Raw genomic sequence first — 17,578 nt, 5'->3', positions numbered from 1 at the left:
GTGCAGGTGTCAGCGCAGGAAACCCAGCACTTCGGCAAGCAACAGTCCGGGGGCTTCTTCGGCGATGTAATGACCGGCGGGCAGCGCTTTGCCGCGCACGTCGGTGGCAACGAGTTGCCATTCCCTGAGCGGTTCGAAACAGCGTCCGACCGTGCCTTCGGCGCCCCACAGCACCAGCAACGGCAGGTTTATATGATGCTCGGCGTCGAGGTCGGCACGGTCGTGCTCCAGGTCGATGCTGGCACTGGCGCGGTAATCCTCGCAGATTGCCCGCGCAGTGCCCGGCAGCTTCAGGCAGCGCAGGTATTCGCCAAAGGCTTCGGCGGTGAAGGGTTTCAGGCCGGCGCTGCGACTGCCCATCACACTGCGCAAGTAGGCTTCGGGGTCGGCTTCGAGCAAGGTTTCCGGTAACGGCGCCGGGCGGATCAGGAAGAACCAGTGCCAATAGGCGCGGGCAAAGGCTTCATTGGTTTGCGCGTACATCGCCAGCGTGGGGGCGATGTCGAGCAGCACCATGCGTTGTACGGCGTCCGGATGATCCAGGGCCAGGCGATGGGCGACGCGGGCGCCACGGTCGTGGGCCAGCACCGAGAACCGCTCGAAGCCCAAGGCGTTCATCAGCGCCACGGCATCCTTGGCCATCTCGCGTTTGGAGTAATTTGTATGGTGATCGTTGGCCAGCGGTTTGCCACTGTCACCGTAACCGCGCAGGTCGGCGGCGATCACGGTGAAGTGCTCGGCCAGTTGTTCGGCGACCTTGTGCCAGATGACATGGGTCTGCGGGTGTCCGTGCAGCAACAGCAGGCCCGGCCCGCTGCCGCCCATGCGATAGGCAATGTCGACACCGTTGACGTGGCGCTGGTCTTTCAGGAATCCGGCGAACATGGAGGCCTCCTTGTTGTAGTTGCCTGCATCCTGAAAGTGTTGCGCGGTGAGGGCAAGGCGCAAAGCGTGGTGGGCTTGTTCATGAAGCGTGTTCAAGCAGATGTGTGGCGCCTGGGATGGCCCCCTCGCGAGCAAGCCCGCTGCCACATTTAATCTTCGCCGTGACACAGATCCAATGTGGGAGCGGGCTTGCTCGCGAAGAGGCCGGGTCAGGCACCGATGATCTCAACCCTGCTGAAACATCTCCTTCGCCCGCTGCTCAATCTGATCCTGGGTCAGATCCTCCTTGCGCGTGGCCAGAAACCACAAATGCCCATAGGGATCCTTCAACGTCCCCGATCGGTCGCCATAAAACTGATCCTTGACCTCGGACACCACCGTGCCGCCGGCCGCAATCGCCTGTTTGTATGACTTGTCCACATCGTTCACATACAGATGCAAGCCCACGGACGGTGACGTGTGCGGATTGCTCAACGGTCCCTGATCGCACGGCGTGCCGAGCATGATCGGGCAATCGCCGATGCGCAGTTCGGCGTGACCGATGCCGCCGTCGGGCATGGACAGGCGCATGACTTCAGTGGCACCGAAGGCTTTCTTGTAGAACTCGATGGCTTCTGCCGCTTTCTGGATGCCCAGGTACGGGGTGATGCTGTGATAACCCTCTGGAATGGGTTTGACGCTCATGACGGTTCTCCCTGTTTTTGTTATGGGATAAAAATGTCGCGAGCATACAAATATAGTAGGAGCTGCCGAAGGCGGCGATCTTTTGATCTTGATCATGATTCAGGCGTCGGGGCGACGAACATCAAGGTCAAAAGATCGCCGCCTTCGGCAGCTCCTACGGGGGTTGGGCATGACGACGCTGCTGTTGAGCCATCAACAGCGATACAGCAGATTGCTCGGGTTTCTTACTCGAAACTGCTTGAGAACGCCCTGAACTGCCCGAAAAACGGGCTCGGGCGGTCAGGCACAGAAGCTGCAATGTCCTCTGGTAAACACTGGTGCCGAGAGACATGCATGCCTGAATCTGCCGTTTACTCGATCAACCCGCCGGCCGCCCATCGGATCGCCGCCCCCCGAAACACCTGAAAATCCGTGAACTGGAGGGTGCGTTACTGGCGCGTTCGGTGAGCCAGGTGGACCTGGCGTTTGTCTTCGCATCGAGTTTCTGGTGGCCCGGCCGGACAACATCAATGACCCGGGTTTGCAGAAACTGGCCAAGGCGTTGAATTCCGATGAGGTTCGGCAGTTCATTCTGACCCGCTACAAAGGACAGATTGCGCCGGGGTTCTAAATTTTTGTTGATAGACAGGACGCCATCGCGGGCAAGCCACGCTCCCACAGGTTTTGTGTCGTTTGTAATAATGGTGAACAACATAAACCCTGTGGGAGCGTGGCTTGCCCGCGATGGCCGCGCCGCTATTTAGGATCTGTCCCCGATTCAAGAAGCTGCGCCCCCGGCCCTTGCTCTCCCAGCACATCCCCAAAATTGCGCAACGGACACGCCTCCATCGACAAACACCCACAACCGATACAGCCATTGAGTTTGTCCCGCAGCAAGGTCAGCTGTTTGATCCGCTCATCCAGCTCCCGGCTCCACTGCGCCGACAACACCTTCCAATCCGCCGCCGTCGGCGCCCGGTTATCCGGCAGGGCTTTCAACGCCTCACCAATCTCCGCCAACGGAATCCCCAGGCGCTGCGCCACCTTGATCAGCGCCACCCGCCGCAACACTTCCCGTGGATAGCGCCGCTGGTTGCCCTGATTGCGATTGCTTGTGATCAGCCCCTTGGACTCATAAAAATGCAGCGCCGTGACCGCCACGCCGCTGCGGGCGGCCAATTGGCCGACAGTGAGTTCTTTATGCAGATTTTCCGAGGTGATCATTTAACAAATGCCCCTTGACCTCTAGTTAACTTGAGGTTTTACCCTGCAAGCCTTCGGATCGCAAGATCCGCCTTACACGTCAGCGGGGACTCTTCATGCAAGCGCCAGAGAAAAATCGCAGCTTCACCCAGTTGATCGAATTCGAGATCGAGCCCCATCAACAACCTGCGTTGGTGTCGGCGTTATCGAGGCAGACCGAACGTCTGGCCCAGGGCTACAGCGGATTTCTGAGTGCCAGTATCCAGGCCAGCGACGACGGCCGGCGGGTGCTCAATTACCTGCAATGGCAATCTCGCGAGGCGGGGGAAGCCGCGTTCCGCAGTTTTGAAAGCGGCGAGCAGGATTTCTGGCAGCTGATTCGCGCCCATCAGGCGAAAACCGTGACCTTCGGCTCGTTCCAGGTGCTGCACAGTCTGGAACGTAGCCATGACGACGCGTTGCACTGCAATCTGGTGGGTTAAATCGACAATTGCATCAGGCGCTCGCCTTGCACGTTTTCCGTGGGCCGGCGCTTGTTCACCGCCAGTTCGCCGATCTTGATCAGTCGCGTGCGCGTTACGTTGCGGCTCAAGCCCAGCAGGGCAGCGGTGTGCACCTGGTTGTAATGACTGAAACGATAAGCCGCTCGCAACAGCGCGTCTTCGACCTTCTCGTGCAGCGCGCCGGCCTGTTCCTCGAAGAGCTTCTGAAACGCCCGGTCAAGCAAGGCTTCCGGTGAGTCGTCGACGCCCGCATGGTGATCGTCCTGACGCTCGATGCGCATGTTCGACAGGCGCAAGTCATCGCGTTCGATCACCCCGTTACGGCAGATCAGCAGGGTGTGGTGAATGACGTTTTCCAGTTCGCGAATGTTGCCCGGCCAACTGTAGCTGCGCAGTTTCAGTTCGGCCTCTTTGCTGATGGTGACGGTGCCGTAGCCCAGGCGCTGGCTGTAGGCTTCGACGAAGTGTCGGGTCAGCGGCAGGATGTCGTCGGGGCGATCACGCAGCGGGCTCAGTTCCAGGCTGACCACATCGAGGCGGTAATACAGATCCTCGCGAAAATGCCCGGCGTTGATGGCTTTTTCCAGCTGCACGTTGGTCGCCGCCAGCACGCGCACGTTGATCGGAATGCTTTTGCGCGAACCCAGTCGCACCACTTCGCGCTCCTGCAACACCCGCAGCAACTTGACCTGAATCGCCATCGGCAGATCACCGATTTCATCGAGGAACAACGTCCCGCCATCGGCTTCTTCGAACCAGCCGGCCTTGGCGCTCAAGGCCCCGGTGAACGCGCCTTTTTCGTGGCCGAACAGCTCGGCCTCGACCAGCGATTCGGAAAACGCACCGCAGTTCACTGCCACGAACGGGCGGTTACGCCGGGCGCTGAGGTTGTGGATATGTCGCGCCACCAACTCCTTGCCGGTGCCGGTTTCGCCAATGATCAGCACGCTGGCTTCGCTGGGCGCGACTTGTTGGATGTGGGCGAGCAGGGCCTGGGATTTCGGGTCTTCGAACACCTGGGCGGTGGCGCGGATGGAGGTGGCCAGGGCGGGCGAGGGCGGTAGGGTCAGCAGTTGCATGGGGCAGGCTCCATGAGAAGGCTATGAATAGAAAGTCGGAATCGGCAGGGACTGGTTCAGTGCCCAATCGCCCAGTTCATGGAGTTTGTAATCCACCGGGTCGTGCAGGGTTTGCGTGCGCAGGTTGCGCCAATGGCGGTCCAGTCGCAGGGAGGCGTGAGTCGAACGCGCGCCGGTCACCTCGAACAGCCGGCTACAGAGTTCGAGGCCGTTGCGGGTGGCGGCGACTTTGGCCGTGGCAATGGCCGTGGCCAGATGTCCGCGTTCTTCGGCGCTGAGGTTCGGGCCTTTCGCCCAGGCCTTGTCGAGCAGATCGGCCGCGCGTTCCACCAGCAATCGAACCCCTTCAAGCGCCACCCAGAATTCGCCGTAGTGGCCGAGCACGTAGGGGTCCTGACGCACATCTTGAACGTTGGATTTGTGCCATGGACGGGTTTCGGTGAGGGTGTATTGCCGCGCCTCTTCGAAGGCGCCTTCGGCGATGCCGAGGAACATGTGCGTGAAGGTGAGCTGCGCGATCAAGGGCCGCAGGCAGGCGAACGGTGTGCTCAGCGGGCCAGGATCGAGCAGCAGTTCCGATTCTTCGACCCGCACCCGTTCGAACGTGGCGCTGCCGCTGTCGGTCTGGCGCTGGCCCATGTTGTTCCAGTCGTTGTGCAGGGTGATGCCGCTGCGACCACTGGGAATGGCGGCGATCAACAACTTGCCGCCGGCACTTTCGTCGACCGCCGAGGCAATCAGCATTTCCGAATCGCTGGCGCCGGAGCAGAAACTTTTCTTGCCGGAAAATTCGCGCCAGCCACTGAGTTTCTTCACCACGGTGCGCGTGTCCAGCGGGTTGAGGGCATTGCCCCAGAACCAGTTCTTGCGTGCCGTTTGTTCGAACCACGGCTGCCATTGCTCGGGCCGGGCGAACAGGCGCACGGTGGCGAGCATCAAGTGATGAAAACCGAAGACGTGGGCAATCGAGCTGTCGACCTTGGCGAACTCGCGCACGATGGTCAGGGTTTCACTCCAGCTGGCGCCGAGGCCGCCGTACTGGACCGGAATGCTCAAGGCGAGCAGGCCGCTGTGGCGCAACGCGTCACGCTCGGCTTTAGGCGTACCACCGCGCTCGTCGCGCTCGACAGCGGTCAACGCAAATTCGGCGGCCAAACGGCGGGCGGTGTGCAGGGGGGATAACAGGGCGCTTTGCGGCTTGGCAGTCACGCGGGGTTCCTCATGGAAGTCGGCGCATTCCCCTGTGGGAGCGGGCTTGCCCGCGATGGCGTCGTCACCTTCAAAACAAATGTCGAATGTACGGACGCTTTCGCGAGCAAGCCCGCTCCCACAGGGATTGCTTGTCAGGCCGTGGCTTTGGCGGGCAGCACATCATTGGCGATCATTTCGCCAAACGGCCCGGTGAGGTTGGTGACACCGCGCCCGGCCAGGCTGGCGTACGGTTCAGGCAACAAGGGGAACACCAGCTCGGCAAAGCGATACGCCTCTTCAAGGTGCGGGTAACCGGAGAAGATGAAACTCTCGATCCCCAAGTCCGCGTACTCCTTGATTCGCGCCGCCACTTGCTGCGGATCACCCACCAGCGCCGTCCCCGCGCCCCCGCGCACCAGGCCGACACCGGCCCAGAGGTTGGGGGCAATTTCCAGGTTGTCGCGACGTCCGTCATGCAACGCGGCCATACGCCGCTGGCCTTCGGAATCGAAACGCGAGAACGACTTCTGCGCGGCGGCGATGGTCTCGTCGCTGATGTGCTCGATCAGTTTGTCGGCGGCTTTCCAGGCCTCTTCGGCGGTCTCGCGCACGATCACGTGCAGGCGAATCCCGAACTTCACCGTGCGCCCGTTGCGTGCCGCGCGCTCGCGTACATCGGCGAGTTTTTCGGCCACCGCGGCCGGCGGTTCGCCCCAGGTCAGGTAGACATCGACCTGTTCAGCCGCCAGTTCATGGGCCGCTTCCGACGAACCACCGAAGTACAGCGGCGGATAGGGTTTCTGTACCGGCGGATACAACGCCTTGGCGTTCTGCACTTGCAGGTGTTTGCCTTCGAAGTCCACCGCTTCGCCTTGCAGCACCCGGCGCCAGATCTTCAGGAATTCGTCGGTGACTTCGTAGCGTTCGCTGTGATCGAGGAAAATGCCGTCGCCACGGTTTTCGTCCGGGTCGCCGCCGGTCACCACGTTGATCAGCAAACGGCCGTTGGACAGCCGGTCCAGCGTGGCCGCCATGCGCGCCGAGACCGTCGGCGAGATGATGCCTGGACGAATCGCCACCAGGTAGCGCAGGCGTTCGGTCAACGGCACCAACGCCGAAGCGATCACCCACGAATCCTCGCAGGAGCGCCCGGTGGGAATCAGCACGCCGTGGTAGCCGAGGCTGTCGGCGGCCTGTGCCACTTGTTTCAGATAGTTGAGGGTCACAGGACGTGCGCCCTGAGTGGTGCCCAGATAATGGCCGTCGCCGTGGGTCGGCAGAAACCAGAAAACATCCATGAAGAGATCCTTAAGCGATTTTCAGCAGATTTTTGGGGTGCACGCCAAACAACGGCGCGGCGCGTTCTGCAGCAAGACGAATGCGGGCCTTCAAGGGCTCACTGGTTATTTGGTAATTGGCGAAATCGGCTTCGGTGGCGTAGACGCCGATCGGCAGGGTCAGCGCCTGGAAGAAACTGAACAGCGGCCGCAGCTGATGATCGAGGACCAGCGCATGCCGTTCACTGCCACCGGTGGCAGCGAGCAGCACCGGGGTGTCGATCAGCGCGTTCAGATCGATCAGGTCGAAGAGGTGTTTGAGCAGGCCCGGGTACGAACCGCGATAAACCGGCGCGGCGACGATCAGCAGGTCAGCGTTTTCGATGGCTTGCAGCTCGGCTTCGATGTCTGCGCTCAGTTCCTGGCGCGACAGTGCAGCGCCCAGTGGACGCGCAATGTCGCCCAGTTCGATCAGCTTGCTCTCGATCGGCAATTGCCCGGCCAGCTCGGCCAACAGCGCCTGGGTCAGCACTAAGGTGCGGGACGGCCGCCAGGTACCGCCGGACAGGGCAACGACTTTCAATGGACGCGACATGATCAGTTCCTTTTTTAAACAGTTGCTCAGCGAGCAGTGAGTAGTCACAGGGCTTGAGCAAGAGCTGTACCAATCCATCGAGCCCTTGTTTTCCGTGGCTTGCAGCGTATTGATGAACGCGCGCTGTTCGATTTGAAGGACTGTTTGTTGAATGACTGTTGCCTGGCAAACAGTTGCGTGGGCAACAGTTGTTAAAGGCGATGGGGTTGTTATAAAGGCTCTTTGTTATTCCTCAAAAGAACATTGTTTGATATTTATAGATCATTAAGAAATATGATCGTCCCTTGTAGGCGCCGGCTTGCTGGCGATGAGGCCCTAGAGTCATACGGTGTTCTTACGGCCGTCCTCGCCAGCAAGCCGGCGCCTGCAACGGGTCTCAATACCCACTATCGAAAGCGTTGATTTCTGCTCATCGAAAGGCGCGGGTAGCCTGTGTTCATTGCCCCGAACCCAGATGCCAGGACGCCACATCATGAAAACCCTACTCACCACTTTCTTGTTGCTCGCGGTCTCCGTTCTCGCCGGCTGTGCCAGCCATGTGTCTCCGGAGTTGCGGCCCTATACCGCTGAAGAAACCCGGGAACTGGCGCTGGAAGCGTTGAATCGTCGCGGCTTGTCTTTCGACGAATACCACGCCAAAAAAGCTGAATTGCTTGGCGAACCGCAGAAGTCCTTCAGTTTCGACAAACAAGGCGAGATGAACGCCGAGCGTGCTGTCCAGCTTCACGGCCGTCCAAGCTGAGCGACTGTACCGCTCGAAGTTTCATGCAACTGTCCATGGGTTTCCCCCGGGGTGTGCGATAGGGTCAGTACCTGACTGACCCTGATGGACTGCCACCGATGACGCTCTCGCTCGATCTGCTGCTGGGCTTTGCCCTGTTTGCCCTCGTCACCTCAATCACTCCCGGCCCTAACAACACAATGTTGCTGGCATCGGGTGTGAACTTCGGCTTTAACCGCACCATCCCCCATATGCTTGGCATTACCTGCGGCTTCTTTGTGCTCGTCGTGGCAGTCGGTTTCGGCCTGGGCGCGGTGTTTCAAACCTATCCGTTGCTCTACACCGTGCTGCGTTATGTCGGCGCGGCGTATTTGCTGTACCTGGCGTGGAAAATCGCCCATTCCGGGCCGGTATCCGACGGCGAACAGGGGGAGAGCAAACCGATCAGCTACCTCGGCGCGGCGGCGTTCCAGTGGGTCAATCCCAAGGCGTGGATCATGGCCATCGGTGCGATCAGCACCTACACACCGATGCAGGGCTATTTCACCAATGTGGTCGTGATTGCGGCGGTCTTCGCCCTGATCAACCTGCCGAGCGTCGGTGTCTGGGCGGCGTGCGGCACGCTGTTGCGCAACGTACTCAAGGATCGTCGCTGGTTACGCCTGTTCAACTGGGGCATGGCCGCGCTGCTGGTGGTTTCGTTGTATCCGTTGTTGCTCGAAAGCTTTAGCTGACGCATTGCTTCATCCGGTTGCCCGATGCCTGTTAAGCTCGACTTCAGGAGCGTTCCTACGCACTTTTCAATGAAGTCGTACTTCTATTACGCATCCGATCAGGTATTGCTGGTTGACTGGTTCCCAGCACCTGATCCCGGAACAAGCTCTGCGAGTCTTTTATGAATAAACGTCCGTTGTATTTCGATTACGCCGCCACCACGCCGGTGGATGAGCGGGTCATCCACGTCATGGTCGAGTGTCTGGGTTTCTCCGGCAACTTCGGAAACCCGGCGTCCAGCTCCCATGCGTTCGGCCAGCAGGCCCGGCAAACGGTCGAGCAGGCGCGGCAGCAGGTGGCCGAACTGGTCGGCGCGCAAGCAGACCAGATCGTCTGGACCTCTGGCGCCACCGAATCGAACAACCTCGCCCTCAAGGGCGTGGCCCAGGCCCGGGGCATGACCGGGGGCCATGTCATCACCAGCCAGATCGAACACAAGGCGATTCTCGACACGGCGAAGCAATTGCAGGACGCGGGTGTTGCGGTGACGTATCTGGTGCCGGACGAGGAAGGTTTGATCACCGCGCAAGCCGTCAGCGAGGCGATGCGCGAGGACACTTTTCTGGTGTCGCTGATGCTGGTCAACAACGAACTGGGGACGCTCAATGACATCGCGGCCATTGGCGAAGTGGTGCGCGCCCGCGATGCACTGTTCCATGTCGACGCCGCTCAGGGCGCGGGGAAAGTGGCGATCGACCTGACTCGGTTGCCGGTGGACCTGATGTCGTTTTCGGCGCACAAGATCTACGGCCCCAAAGGCATCGGTGCGTTGTATGTCGGGCCTCGCGCGCAGCAACGTTTGCAGGCGCAGATTCACGGCGGTGGCCACGAAGGCGGTTTGCGTTCCGGTACGTTGGCGACTCATCAGATTGCTGCCATGGGGGCAGCGTTCGCGTTGGCGGCACAAGTGTTCGATGAAGAGAAAACCAGGATCGTGCGTCTGCGTGAACGTCTGCTCGAACCTCTGCTGAGCATTTCAGGCGTTCGCCTCAATGGCAGTCCGACCCAGCGCATTCCTCATACCCTGAGCCTGACCTTCAACGAAGGCGAGTTCAATTCCGCGGCGTTGAGTGCCTCGATCGCGTTTTCCGCGACCTCGGCCTGCAACTCCGCCAGCAATGCTCCCTCCCACGTGCTGTTGGCCCTGGGGCATGACGCCCGCTCGGCGAGCCGCACTATCCGCTTGAGCCTGGGACGTTTCACCACCGATCAGGATATCGACCAGGCGGCACAACTGATCAAAGCGGCCTGCGCCAGTGCTCCGGCGTTCTGGCAGTAGCGTCTTAAAGCGCCGACCGGGATCGGCACTCAACAATAATGATGAAGTGATTAGCAGGAGACATGATGAGTACGCAGCCTTCGATCAACGGATCGGTGCCCGAGCGCCTGGCGCACACCCGCGAGCTGATGAGTCGGGAGGGGATTCATGCCCTGCTGGTGCCGTCGGCCGACCCACACTTGTCGGAATACCTGCCGGGTTACTGGCAGGGGCGGCAATGGTTGTCGGGTTTCCACGGTTCGGTCGGCACGCTGATCGTGACACCGGATTTCGCCGGCGTCTGGGCGGACAGCCGTTATTGGGAGCAAGCGACCAAGGAACTCAAGGGCAGTGGCATCGAACTGGTCAAGCTGCAACCGGGTCAGCCCGGGCCGCTGGACTGGCTGGCCGAGCAAACCCCTGAAGGCGGCGTCGTCGCGGTGGACGGTGCGGTGATGGCCGTGGCCTCGGCGCGTACGCTGGGTGGCAAACTGGAGGAGCGCGGCGCCCGTCTGCGTACCGACATCGATCTGTTGAGCACAGTCTGGAGCGATCGCCCGACGCTGCCCAACGAACCGATCTATCAGCACTTGCCGCCTCAGGCGACGGTCAGCCGTGGTGAGAAACTCGCCAACCTGCGCGAGGTGTTGAAAGAGCGGGGGGCCGATTGGCATTTCATCGCCACCCTCGACGACATCGCCTGGCTGTTCAACCTGCGCGGCGGCGATGTGTCGTTCAACCCGGTGTTCGTTTCCTTTGCGCTGATCAGCCAGCAACAGGCCACCCTGTTCGTGGCCCTGAGCAAAGTCAGCGCCGAGCTGCGCGCGATCCTCGAACAGGACGGCGTAACCCTGCGCGACTACAGCGAAGTGGCCGACGCCTTGCGTGCGGTGCCGAGCGGCGCGAGCCTGCAAGTCGATCCGGCACGCGTCACCGCCGGTTTGCTGGAGAACCTGAACAGCGGCGTGAAACTGGTCGAAGGCCTGAACCCGACGACATTGGCCAAATCGCAGAAAAGCCTGGCCGATGCCGAGCACATCCGTAAGGCCATGGAGCAGGATGGCGCGGCGCTGTGCGAATTCTTCGCCTGGCTGGAGTCGGCGTGGGGCCGTGAACGCATCACCGAACTGACCATCGACGAACACCTGACCGCAGCGCGCACCCGTCGTCCGGATTACGTGTCGTTGAGTTTCAACACCATTGCCGCGTTCAATGCCAATGGTGCGATGCCGCATTACCACGCCACTGAAGAAGAGCACGCGGTGATCGAAGGCGACGGTCTGTTGCTGATCGACTCCGGTGGCCAATACCTGGGCGGCACCACCGACATCACGCGGATGGTGCCGGTCGGTACGCCAACCGATGAGCAGAAGCGCGATTGCACGCGAGTGCTCAAGGGCGTCATTGCGCTGTCCCGTGCGCAATTCCCTCGGGGCATTTTGTCGCCGTTGCTGGACTCCATCGCCCGTGCGCCGATCTGGGCGGAAAGCGTCGATTACGGTCACGGCACCGGGCACGGCGTGGGCTACTTCCTCAACGTTCATGAGGGTCCGCAAGTGATTGCCTACCAAGCCGCGGCGGCACCACAAACCGCGATGCAACCAGGCATGATCACCTCCATCGAGCCGGGTACTTACCGTCCGGGCCGCTGGGGCGTACGGATCGAGAACCTGGTGTTGAACCGTGAAGCGGGCAAGAGCGAATTCGGCGAGTTCCTGAAATTCGAAACCCTGACCCTGTGCCCGATTGATACCCGCTGCCTCGAGCCGTCGCTGCTGACGTCGGACGAAAAACAATGGTTCAACGCGTACCACGCCGAGGTGCGCGAACGCTTGAGTTCGTTGCTCGACGGCGCAGCGCTGGAGTGGTTGAACACTCGAACGGCCGCTATCTGATCGGCCTGAGTTCAGGCGCTGATTGCAGCGCCTGGCTCATGTAATCGACGAAGGCTTTGACCCTGGCGGATTGGCGACGATTCGCCGGGGACACGGCATGGATCGGCAACGACTGCGCAATGTAGTCCGGCAGGATCGCCATCACTCGCCCGGCTTTCAAATCCTCGCTGAACAGCCATACCGGCGACAGCGCAATCCCCAGTCCCCCCAACACCATCTCGCGGATCGCCTCCGAGTTGTTGCTTTGTGCGTTGCCCTTGATCCGCACTTCGTGGCGCTGGGCATCTTTGTCGTAACTCCACAGGTTCTGACTGTTCAGCAGGTTGAACTGCAGGCAGTTGTGCCCGCTCAGTTCTTCCGGTGATCGCGGTTGACCGTGTTGCTTGAGGTAGTCCGGCGCTGCGACGGTCACTCGATGAGTGGTGCCGATGTGGCGGGCGATCAGGCCGCTGTCGTGCAGCTCGCCGATTCTGATCGTGACGTCCAGCCCTTCGCGGACCAGGTCCTGGTTTTGATCACTCAGTTGCAGATCAATTTCGATGCCGGGATGGCGTGTCAGAAATTCTGTCAGGCGCGGGGCAATCTGCAAGCGCCCGAAACTCACCGACGAACCGATGCGCAGGTGACCGGCAATGCGCTCCCTGCCGGACTGGAAGCTGTGCTCAGCTGCATCGACGGCCGCGAGGATTTGTCGACATTCATCGTAGTAGCGCTGACCTTCATCGGTCAGGGAAAGCTGACGGGTGCTGCGGGCGATCAGTTTTCCACCCAGTTCGGTTTCCAGCGCCTTTAACACTTTGCTGATGGTTGGCTGGCTGGTCCGCATCTCTCGGGCAACGGCAGAAAAGCTGCCGCGTTCGACGACTCGGACGAAGATCGTCATTGCATTGAGTTTGTCCACGGGGTTTCTCATTGATGCCAAATAGGCATGCTTACTATAGCTATATGGCGTCTTATCGGTATGAGTGAACAGGAGGAAGATTTATCCCACAGACACCTCTGACGGGAATAGGCGAAATGACTGACTTGATTGAAATGCGCGCTCTGATTGTCGACTCGGCTAATGCACCGCTACGCTTGGCCTCCATTCAACGACCGGTGCCCGAAGCGGGGCAGGTGCTGGTCAGGATCAAGGCCAGCGGGGTGAACCCGCTGGACGGGAAAATCCGCGCCGGCCAGGCGGCTCATGCACGTCAGCCGTTGCCGGCGACAGTGGGCATCGATCTGGCGGGAATTGTTGAAGTTGTGGGGGAGGGTGTAACCGGATGGCTGCCGGGCGACGAGGTTTATGGCATGGCCACCGGAATTGGCGGTACGCAGGGCTCATTGGCGGAATACGCAGCGGTCGATGCCCGGTTGCTGGCGCGCAAGCCAGGCAATTTAAGCCTGCGTGAAGCGGCGGGCTTGCCGCTGGTGCTGATTACTGCGTGGGAAGGATTGGTGGATCGGGCGCGGGTGCGGCCGGGCCAGAAGGTGCTGATTCACGGTGGGGCGGGTGGTGTAGGTCATGTAGCGATACAAATTGCCCGGGCCTTCGGTGCTCAGGTGTTTGCTACAGGTTCGGCAGGGAAGCAGGCAATCATTGAAGGTTTCGGCGCGACGTTTATCGATTATCGCCAGTCTTCGGTCGAGGAATATGTAGCGCAGCATACGGATGGGGAGGGCTTCGATATCGTCTATGACACGGTCGGTGGCGAAACCCTGGACGCATCATTCAAGGCGGCGCGGGTGTATCACGGCCATGTGTTGAGTTGCCTCGGTTGGGGGCAGCACAGTCTGGCGCCGCTTTCGTTTCGCGGGGCAACGTATTCGGGCGTGTTCACGTTGTTGCCGCTGCTCACCGGTGTCGGGCGCGAGCATCACGGGGAGATTCTTCGCGAGACGGCGCGGTTGATAGAGGCGGGCAAGCTGATGCCATTGATGGATCCTCGGACGTTCACACTGGAAACCGCCGAGGCCGCCCATGAGCTGCTCGCTTCGGGCGCGGCTCAGGGGCGGTTGGTCATCGAGATTTAAGCCAAGGCTTCACGGATGAAGTCCAGTCGATCCTGGCCGAAGTACAGCTGGTTATCGACAAACATGCTGGGTGCGCCGAACACGCCTCGTTGCACCGCTTTCTCGGTGTTGTTCTTGAGCGTGGCTTTGACGTCTTCATCAGCCGTCAGAGCCAGCACTTCAGTGGGATCAAAGCCGTTCTGCGTCAGCACGGCGGCGACGGTCGCCAGGTCAGCGAGGTTGCGACCCTCAACCCAAATCGCACGGAACAGGCAGTCGATAAAGGCCTGGAAGCGTTCTGGATGGCGCAGTTGCATGCCGGTGACCGCGCGCATCAGCATGAGTGTATTGATGGGAAAGTTGGGATTGAACTTCAGCGGCACGCCATAGCGTTTGGCGTAACGGTCCAGGTCCTGAAACATATAGAGGCCTTTGGCCGGGATGGCCGCTGGCGAAGCATTGCCGGTGGCTTTGAAGATGCCCCCCAGCAGGATTGGAATGTAGATCAGCTGACTGTCGGTCTGCGCGCAGATTTTCGGCAGTTGGGTGTAAGCCAGGTAGGTGGCGGGGCTGCCTAGGTCGAAGTAGAACTCCACGGCTTTGCTCATGGTCGATGCTCTCTGATTATTGTTGTAGGGAGGGCTTTACCAGCGTTCGCTCCAGGGGCGCAGATCCAGTTCGAAGGTCCAGGCATCGCGAGGCTGGCTGTGCAGGTACCAATAATTCTCGGCAATGTGCTCGGGATTGAGGATGCCGTCCTGATCCTTGGTCGCATACTTCTCAGGGAACGTATCCCGAATGAAATCGGTATCGATCGCGCCATCGACGACGACGTGAGCGACGTGAATATTCATCGGCCCCAGTTCGCGGGCCATGCTCTGGGCCAGCGCACGAATGCCATGCTTGGCGCCAGCGAACGCCGCGAAACCTGCCGCGCCACGCATACCGGCGGTAGCACCGGTAAACAGGATCGTGCCCCGTTGACGCTTGGCCATGCGCTTGGCCACCTCACGGGCATTGAGAAAGCCTGAGAAGCAGGCCATTTCCCAGATCTTGAAATATTTGCGAGCGGTTTCTTCGAGAATACTGCACGGCACGTTGGCGCCGATATTGAACACAAACGCTTCGATGGGGCCGATCTGGCTTTCAATCTGCTCGACCAGCGCAATCACGTCCTCTTCCTTGCGCGCGTCGCAGGCAAAGCCATGGGCTTCACCGCCAACAGCATTAATGACGTCCACCAACGGCTGGAGTTTGTCGGCGCTGCGCCGGGTAACGCACGCGACGAAACCTTCTTGAGCAAAACGTTTGGCGATAGCGCCGCCCGTGGCATCACCTGCGCCAACAACCAGTACGACCTTCTTGTTATTCATGGGTAGATCCCTTTGCTGAACGATCGTTAACTAAACGAACGTTATGCTACGATTCGGCAGGCGTCAAGACGATCAATCCTGAGGGAAAGGCAATGCGTTACTCGGCCAGTCACAAACTGGAAACCAGGGAAAAGCTGCTTGAAAGCAGTGCGGTGTCGGCGAAGAAGTCCGGTTTCTCTACGGTCGGTGTCGATGCCTTGATGAAGGCAATTGGCTTGAGTGGCGGAGCGTTCTACAGTCATTTTTCGTCGAAGGATGAACTGTTCGCTTCAATCGTCGAGCGAGAGCTGTGTGAAAGTCTGGAACGTCTCGGGGCGAAACAGGATCGTGAAAAGCTCGAACGCTGCCTGAAGCACTACCTGAGCATGTCCCATGTCGAACATCCGGAATCCGGTTGTGCGTTGCCGGCATTGGGCGCGGAAATTGCTCGTTCAGACTTGGTGATTCGCCAGCAGGCAGAGAAATGGATTTGTCGGCTTCAGGAGCGTTGGGCGCAGATTCTGGAGAGTGACAGCCTGGCATGGGCCATTCTGTCGCAATGCATCGGTGCGTTGGTTGTAGCGAGGATGCTCGCTACCCCAGAGATTCAGCGCACGGTATTGAAGTCCAGCTACGACGAGATTGGCCGTCAGATTGCAGGCCCGCGAACCTGAAGAGATGGCATCAACCTATTTGCAGATGACGATCATGCTGCGGCTGGTATAGCCGGCGGGATTGAGACCAAACGGGTAATCGCCCGGTTCTTCCACGCCATCTCCGGACTTGGCGATGACTTTGTATCCCTTCGGCGCGCACGAATTGGCGGCGCTGGTGTAGCACTTGTCCCAGGATGACGAGAGCCCGGAACAGTTGACATGCAACCCTTTCTTGCCACGTTTGGTATGGGTTTCCGATGTCGCCGCGCAGCCCGCAACTGCAAGTACGGCGATCAGTATCAAAATTCGTTTCATTGCTGTCCTTAAAGCGTCCCCGGATCTTTGTGCCCGGGTCTGGCTGCACTCGCTTTCTCTCGAAGCGTCTCTGATATCCCTATCTTGAAAAGTCCATGTATGACATTGGGTTGCGGGCCTAAACATGGCCTAAATGCGCGGTAAATACCAGAGCTTCGTCAAATCCTGTATCAATCCGCCGCAACGGCGGGCTTGGCGGCGCTTCCCATGGTCATGGTCGCGCCGACGGAAGCCAGAATGATGCACAGGATAGCCATCCACTGTGACAGTGAAAGGAACTCATGGAGGAACAGTAAACCTGACAGCGCGCCGATCGCTGGTTCAATACTCATCAGTGTTCCGAACGTGCGGGCCGGCATTCGGGTCAGGGCGACCATCTCCAGCGTATACGGCAGGGCGGTGGACAGGATGGCAACGCCGATGGCCACAGGGATCAACGATGGCGTCAGCAGCGCGGCGCCCGCATGAACAATGCCGATAGGCGCGACGAACAGCGCGGCGATGATCACCCCCAGTGCGGCAGTCTGTACGCCGTTGTCGGCACCGGCCTTCTGGCCGAAAAGGATATATAGCGCCCAGCAGACACCGGCACCCAGGGCATAGCCCGCACCAAGCAGATCAAGACTGGCACTTGTTGCTCCTGTCGGTATTAACAGCATCAATCCGATGGCGGCCAAGGCGATCCACAAAAAGTCGATCGCTCGACGCGAGGCATAGATGGCGACCGCCAAGGGGCCGGTGAACTCCAGCGCTACCGCGATGCCCAGAGGAACGGTGCGCAAGGACATATAGAAGAGGAAGTTCATGCCGCCCAGCGCCATTCCGTAGACGATGACGGTACGCAGGGACTTTGTGGTGAGCTTCGCCCGCCACGGGCGCAGAAGCACGATCATGATCAGGCTGGCGAAGATCAATCGCAGGGTCGTCGTTCCTTGAGCGCCGATAACAGGGAACATGCTTTTGGCCAGGGAAGCTCCAGACTGTATCGACGCCATGGCTATTAAGAGCAGGCCCACCGAGAACAGGGTCGAGGCAAGGCTGCGAGGCTGATCATTCATTGCGTGGCATCGTCCAAGGCAGGGAGCGAAAGAGTTGTTTCAAGTGTTGGGCAATATACTGCGCATTCAAGGCGGGCGCGTCTATATATAAGCGGTGATTTTGAACTTCCTGATAGAAAAGCTAAATCAGGGGTTGACGGCAGATTCTGGAAGTCTAT

19 protein-coding genes and 1 pseudogene are annotated in these 17,578 nt (G+C 59.9%); 8 read left to right on the top strand and 12 right to left on the bottom strand.

Annotated elements, in window-relative coordinates:
* Positions 1–9: 9 nt before the first annotated feature.
* Positions 10–885 (bottom strand): alpha/beta fold hydrolase, encoded by an 876-nt coding sequence (locus tag PMI01S_RS29030; protein ID WP_084323540.1) that lies wholly within the window; start codon positions 883–885, stop codon positions 10–12.
* A gap of 225 nt (positions 886–1,110) precedes the next feature.
* Positions 1,111–1,569 (bottom strand): VOC family protein, encoded by a 459-nt coding sequence (locus PMI01S_RS29025; RefSeq protein ID WP_084323538.1) that lies wholly within the window; start codon positions 1,567–1,569, stop codon positions 1,111–1,113.
* A 392-nt stretch (positions 1,570–1,961) separates the two neighbouring features.
* On the opposite strand from PMI01S_RS29025, the pseudogene PMI01S_RS29020 reads away from it, so the two are divergent.
* Positions 1,962–2,179 (top strand): annotated as a pseudogene (locus tag PMI01S_RS29020) (MetQ/NlpA family ABC transporter substrate-binding protein); the annotation flags it as partial.
* A 125-nt stretch (positions 2,180–2,304) separates the two neighbouring features.
* On the opposite strand, the gene soxR reads toward PMI01S_RS29020, so the two are convergent.
* Entirely contained in the window at positions 2,305–2,772 is a 468-nt protein-coding gene (gene soxR / locus PMI01S_RS29015) for a redox-sensitive transcriptional activator SoxR (protein WP_084323536.1), read from the bottom strand.
* Between the two features lie 95 nt (positions 2,773–2,867).
* On the opposite strand from soxR, the gene PMI01S_RS29010 reads away from it, so the two are divergent.
* Complete coding sequence (locus tag PMI01S_RS29010) at positions 2,868–3,233, top strand: antibiotic biosynthesis monooxygenase (RefSeq protein WP_084323534.1); 366 nt, start codon at positions 2,868–2,870, stop codon at positions 3,231–3,233.
* On the opposite strand, the gene PMI01S_RS29005 is transcribed toward PMI01S_RS29010, so the two are convergent.
* From PMI01S_RS29005 to msuE, 4 genes are all read right to left on the bottom strand, one after another.
* On the bottom strand, positions 3,230–4,333 hold the full coding sequence (locus tag PMI01S_RS29005) for a sigma-54 interaction domain-containing protein (protein ID WP_084323532.1): 1,104 nt from the start codon (positions 4,331–4,333) through the stop codon (positions 3,230–3,232). The genes PMI01S_RS29010 and PMI01S_RS29005 overlap by 4 nt on opposite strands.
* 21 nt (positions 4,334–4,354) lie before the next feature.
* Positions 4,355–5,542 (bottom strand): acyl-CoA dehydrogenase family protein, encoded by a 1,188-nt coding sequence (locus PMI01S_RS29000; protein WP_084323530.1) that lies wholly within the window; start codon positions 5,540–5,542, stop codon positions 4,355–4,357.
* Positions 5,543–5,676: 134 nt separating this feature from the next.
* The gene (gene ssuD, locus PMI01S_RS28995) at positions 5,677–6,822 is read right to left on the bottom strand and encodes an FMNH2-dependent alkanesulfonate monooxygenase (protein ID WP_084323528.1); all 1,146 of its coding nucleotides are present in this window, start codon (positions 6,820–6,822) and stop codon (positions 5,677–5,679) included.
* Positions 6,823–6,832: 10 nt separating this feature from the next.
* Entirely contained in the window at positions 6,833–7,396 is a 564-nt protein-coding gene (gene msuE, locus PMI01S_RS28990; RefSeq protein WP_084323526.1) for an FMN reductase, read from the bottom strand.
* 472 nt (positions 7,397–7,868) lie between these two features.
* Here msuE and PMI01S_RS28985 point away from each other — a divergent pair, with 472 nt between their 5' ends.
* The 4 genes from PMI01S_RS28985 to PMI01S_RS28970 all read left to right on the top strand — a co-directional run bounded on the left by PMI01S_RS28985 (position 7,869) and on the right by PMI01S_RS28970 (position 12,044).
* A complete protein-coding gene (locus PMI01S_RS28985; RefSeq protein ID WP_084323524.1) occupies positions 7,869–8,138 on the top strand; it encodes a hypothetical protein in 270 nt (89 codons plus the stop codon).
* A 98-nt stretch (positions 8,139–8,236) separates the two neighbouring features.
* Positions 8,237–8,851, top strand: coding sequence for a LysE family translocator (locus tag PMI01S_RS28980; protein ID WP_084323522.1), 615 nt, complete (start codon positions 8,237–8,239; stop codon positions 8,849–8,851).
* A 161-nt stretch (positions 8,852–9,012) separates the two neighbouring features.
* A complete protein-coding gene (locus PMI01S_RS28975) occupies positions 9,013–10,170 on the top strand; it encodes an aminotransferase class V-fold PLP-dependent enzyme (RefSeq protein WP_084323520.1) in 1,158 nt (385 codons plus the stop codon).
* A 65-nt stretch (positions 10,171–10,235) separates the two neighbouring features.
* Positions 10,236–12,044 (top strand): aminopeptidase P family protein, encoded by a 1,809-nt coding sequence (locus PMI01S_RS28970; RefSeq protein ID WP_084323518.1) that lies wholly within the window; start codon positions 10,236–10,238, stop codon positions 12,042–12,044.
* Here PMI01S_RS28970 and PMI01S_RS28965 read toward each other — a convergent pair.
* A complete protein-coding gene (locus PMI01S_RS28965; protein WP_174602690.1) occupies positions 12,037–12,957 on the bottom strand; it encodes a LysR family transcriptional regulator in 921 nt (306 codons plus the stop codon). The two genes, PMI01S_RS28970 and PMI01S_RS28965, sit on opposite strands and share 8 nt — an antisense overlap.
* 104 nt (positions 12,958–13,061) lie before the next feature.
* On the opposite strand from PMI01S_RS28965, the gene PMI01S_RS28960 reads away from it, so the two are divergent.
* The gene (locus PMI01S_RS28960; RefSeq protein WP_084323514.1) at positions 13,062–14,060 is read left to right on the top strand and encodes a zinc-dependent alcohol dehydrogenase family protein; all 999 of its coding nucleotides are present in this window, start codon (positions 13,062–13,064) and stop codon (positions 14,058–14,060) included.
* Here the strand turns inward: PMI01S_RS28960 and PMI01S_RS28955 are convergent.
* Positions 14,057–14,647, bottom strand: a complete 591-nt coding sequence (locus tag PMI01S_RS28955; RefSeq protein WP_084323512.1) for a 2-hydroxychromene-2-carboxylate isomerase — start codon at positions 14,645–14,647, stop codon at positions 14,057–14,059. The genes PMI01S_RS28960 and PMI01S_RS28955 overlap by 4 nt on opposite strands.
* Positions 14,648–14,683: 36 nt before the next feature.
* The gene (locus PMI01S_RS28950) at positions 14,684–15,412 is read right to left on the bottom strand and encodes an SDR family oxidoreductase (RefSeq protein WP_084323510.1); all 729 of its coding nucleotides are present in this window, start codon (positions 15,410–15,412) and stop codon (positions 14,684–14,686) included.
* A 92-nt stretch (positions 15,413–15,504) separates the two neighbouring features.
* Between PMI01S_RS28950 and PMI01S_RS28945 the strand changes: the two genes are divergently transcribed.
* Complete coding sequence (locus PMI01S_RS28945; RefSeq protein ID WP_084323508.1) at positions 15,505–16,065, top strand: TetR/AcrR family transcriptional regulator; 561 nt, start codon at positions 15,505–15,507, stop codon at positions 16,063–16,065.
* A gap of 15 nt (positions 16,066–16,080) precedes the next feature.
* Here the strand turns inward: PMI01S_RS28945 and PMI01S_RS28940 are convergent, their stop codons facing one another.
* Both PMI01S_RS28940 and rhtA read right to left on the bottom strand, forming a co-directional pair.
* Positions 16,081–16,362: a hypothetical protein gene (locus PMI01S_RS28940; protein ID WP_084323506.1), complete on the bottom strand. Its 282-nt coding sequence runs from the start codon at positions 16,360–16,362 to the stop codon at positions 16,081–16,083.
* A gap of 170 nt (positions 16,363–16,532) precedes the next feature.
* A complete protein-coding gene (rhtA, locus tag PMI01S_RS28935; protein WP_084323504.1) occupies positions 16,533–17,420 on the bottom strand; it encodes a threonine/homoserine exporter RhtA in 888 nt (295 codons plus the stop codon).
* Between the last annotated feature and the right edge of the window lie 158 nt (positions 17,421–17,578).

The sequence above is a fragment of the Pseudomonas migulae NBRC 103157 genome (genome assembly GCF_002091715.1).
Taxonomy (GTDB): Bacteria; Pseudomonadota; Gammaproteobacteria; order Pseudomonadales; family Pseudomonadaceae; genus Aquipseudomonas; species Aquipseudomonas migulae_A.
This window is presented reverse-complemented; position numbering and strand designations above follow the sequence as displayed.

What these genes read in the sequence shown, in the direction of transcription:
- PMI01S_RS28975 (WP_084323520.1), top strand. Translation starts at nt 9,013, where the DNA reads ATGAATAAACGTCCGTTGTATTTCGATTACGCCGCCACCACGCCGGTG.
- PMI01S_RS28980 (WP_084323522.1), top strand. Translation starts at nt 8,237, where the DNA reads ATGACGCTCTCGCTCGATCTGCTGCTGGGCTTTGCCCTGTTTGCCCTC.
- ssuD (WP_084323528.1), bottom strand. Translation starts at nt 6,822, where the DNA reads ATGGATGTTTTCTGGTTTCTGCCGACCCACGGCGACGGCCATTATCTG.
- PMI01S_RS29030 (WP_084323540.1), bottom strand. Translation starts at nt 885, where the DNA reads ATGTTCGCCGGATTCCTGAAAGACCAGCGCCACGTCAACGGTGTCGAC.
- PMI01S_RS29010 (WP_084323534.1), top strand. Translation starts at nt 2,868, where the DNA reads ATGCAAGCGCCAGAGAAAAATCGCAGCTTCACCCAGTTGATCGAATTC.
- PMI01S_RS29025 (WP_084323538.1), bottom strand. Translation starts at nt 1,569, where the DNA reads ATGAGCGTCAAACCCATTCCAGAGGGTTATCACAGCATCACCCCGTAC.
- PMI01S_RS28945 (WP_084323508.1), top strand. Translation starts at nt 15,505, where the DNA reads ATGCGTTACTCGGCCAGTCACAAACTGGAAACCAGGGAAAAGCTGCTT.
- PMI01S_RS28985 (WP_084323524.1), top strand. Translation starts at nt 7,869, where the DNA reads ATGAAAACCCTACTCACCACTTTCTTGTTGCTCGCGGTCTCCGTTCTC.
- PMI01S_RS28955 (WP_084323512.1), bottom strand. Translation starts at nt 14,647, where the DNA reads ATGAGCAAAGCCGTGGAGTTCTACTTCGACCTAGGCAGCCCCGCCACC.
- PMI01S_RS28950 (WP_084323510.1), bottom strand. Translation starts at nt 15,412, where the DNA reads ATGAATAACAAGAAGGTCGTACTGGTTGTTGGCGCAGGTGATGCCACG.
- PMI01S_RS28970 (WP_084323518.1), top strand. Translation starts at nt 10,236, where the DNA reads ATGAGTACGCAGCCTTCGATCAACGGATCGGTGCCCGAGCGCCTGGCG.
- PMI01S_RS29005 (WP_084323532.1), bottom strand. Translation starts at nt 4,333, where the DNA reads ATGCAACTGCTGACCCTACCGCCCTCGCCCGCCCTGGCCACCTCCATC.
- PMI01S_RS28965 (WP_174602690.1), bottom strand. Translation starts at nt 12,957, where the DNA reads ATGAGAAACCCCGTGGACAAACTCAATGCAATGACGATCTTCGTCCGA.
- rhtA (WP_084323504.1), bottom strand. Translation starts at nt 17,420, where the DNA reads ATGAATGATCAGCCTCGCAGCCTTGCCTCGACCCTGTTCTCGGTGGGC.
- msuE (WP_084323526.1), bottom strand. Translation starts at nt 7,396, where the DNA reads ATGTCGCGTCCATTGAAAGTCGTTGCCCTGTCCGGCGGTACCTGGCGG.
- PMI01S_RS28940 (WP_084323506.1), bottom strand. Translation starts at nt 16,362, where the DNA reads ATGAAACGAATTTTGATACTGATCGCCGTACTTGCAGTTGCGGGCTGC.
- PMI01S_RS28960 (WP_084323514.1), top strand. Translation starts at nt 13,062, where the DNA reads ATGACTGACTTGATTGAAATGCGCGCTCTGATTGTCGACTCGGCTAAT.
- soxR (WP_084323536.1), bottom strand. Translation starts at nt 2,772, where the DNA reads ATGATCACCTCGGAAAATCTGCATAAAGAACTCACTGTCGGCCAATTG.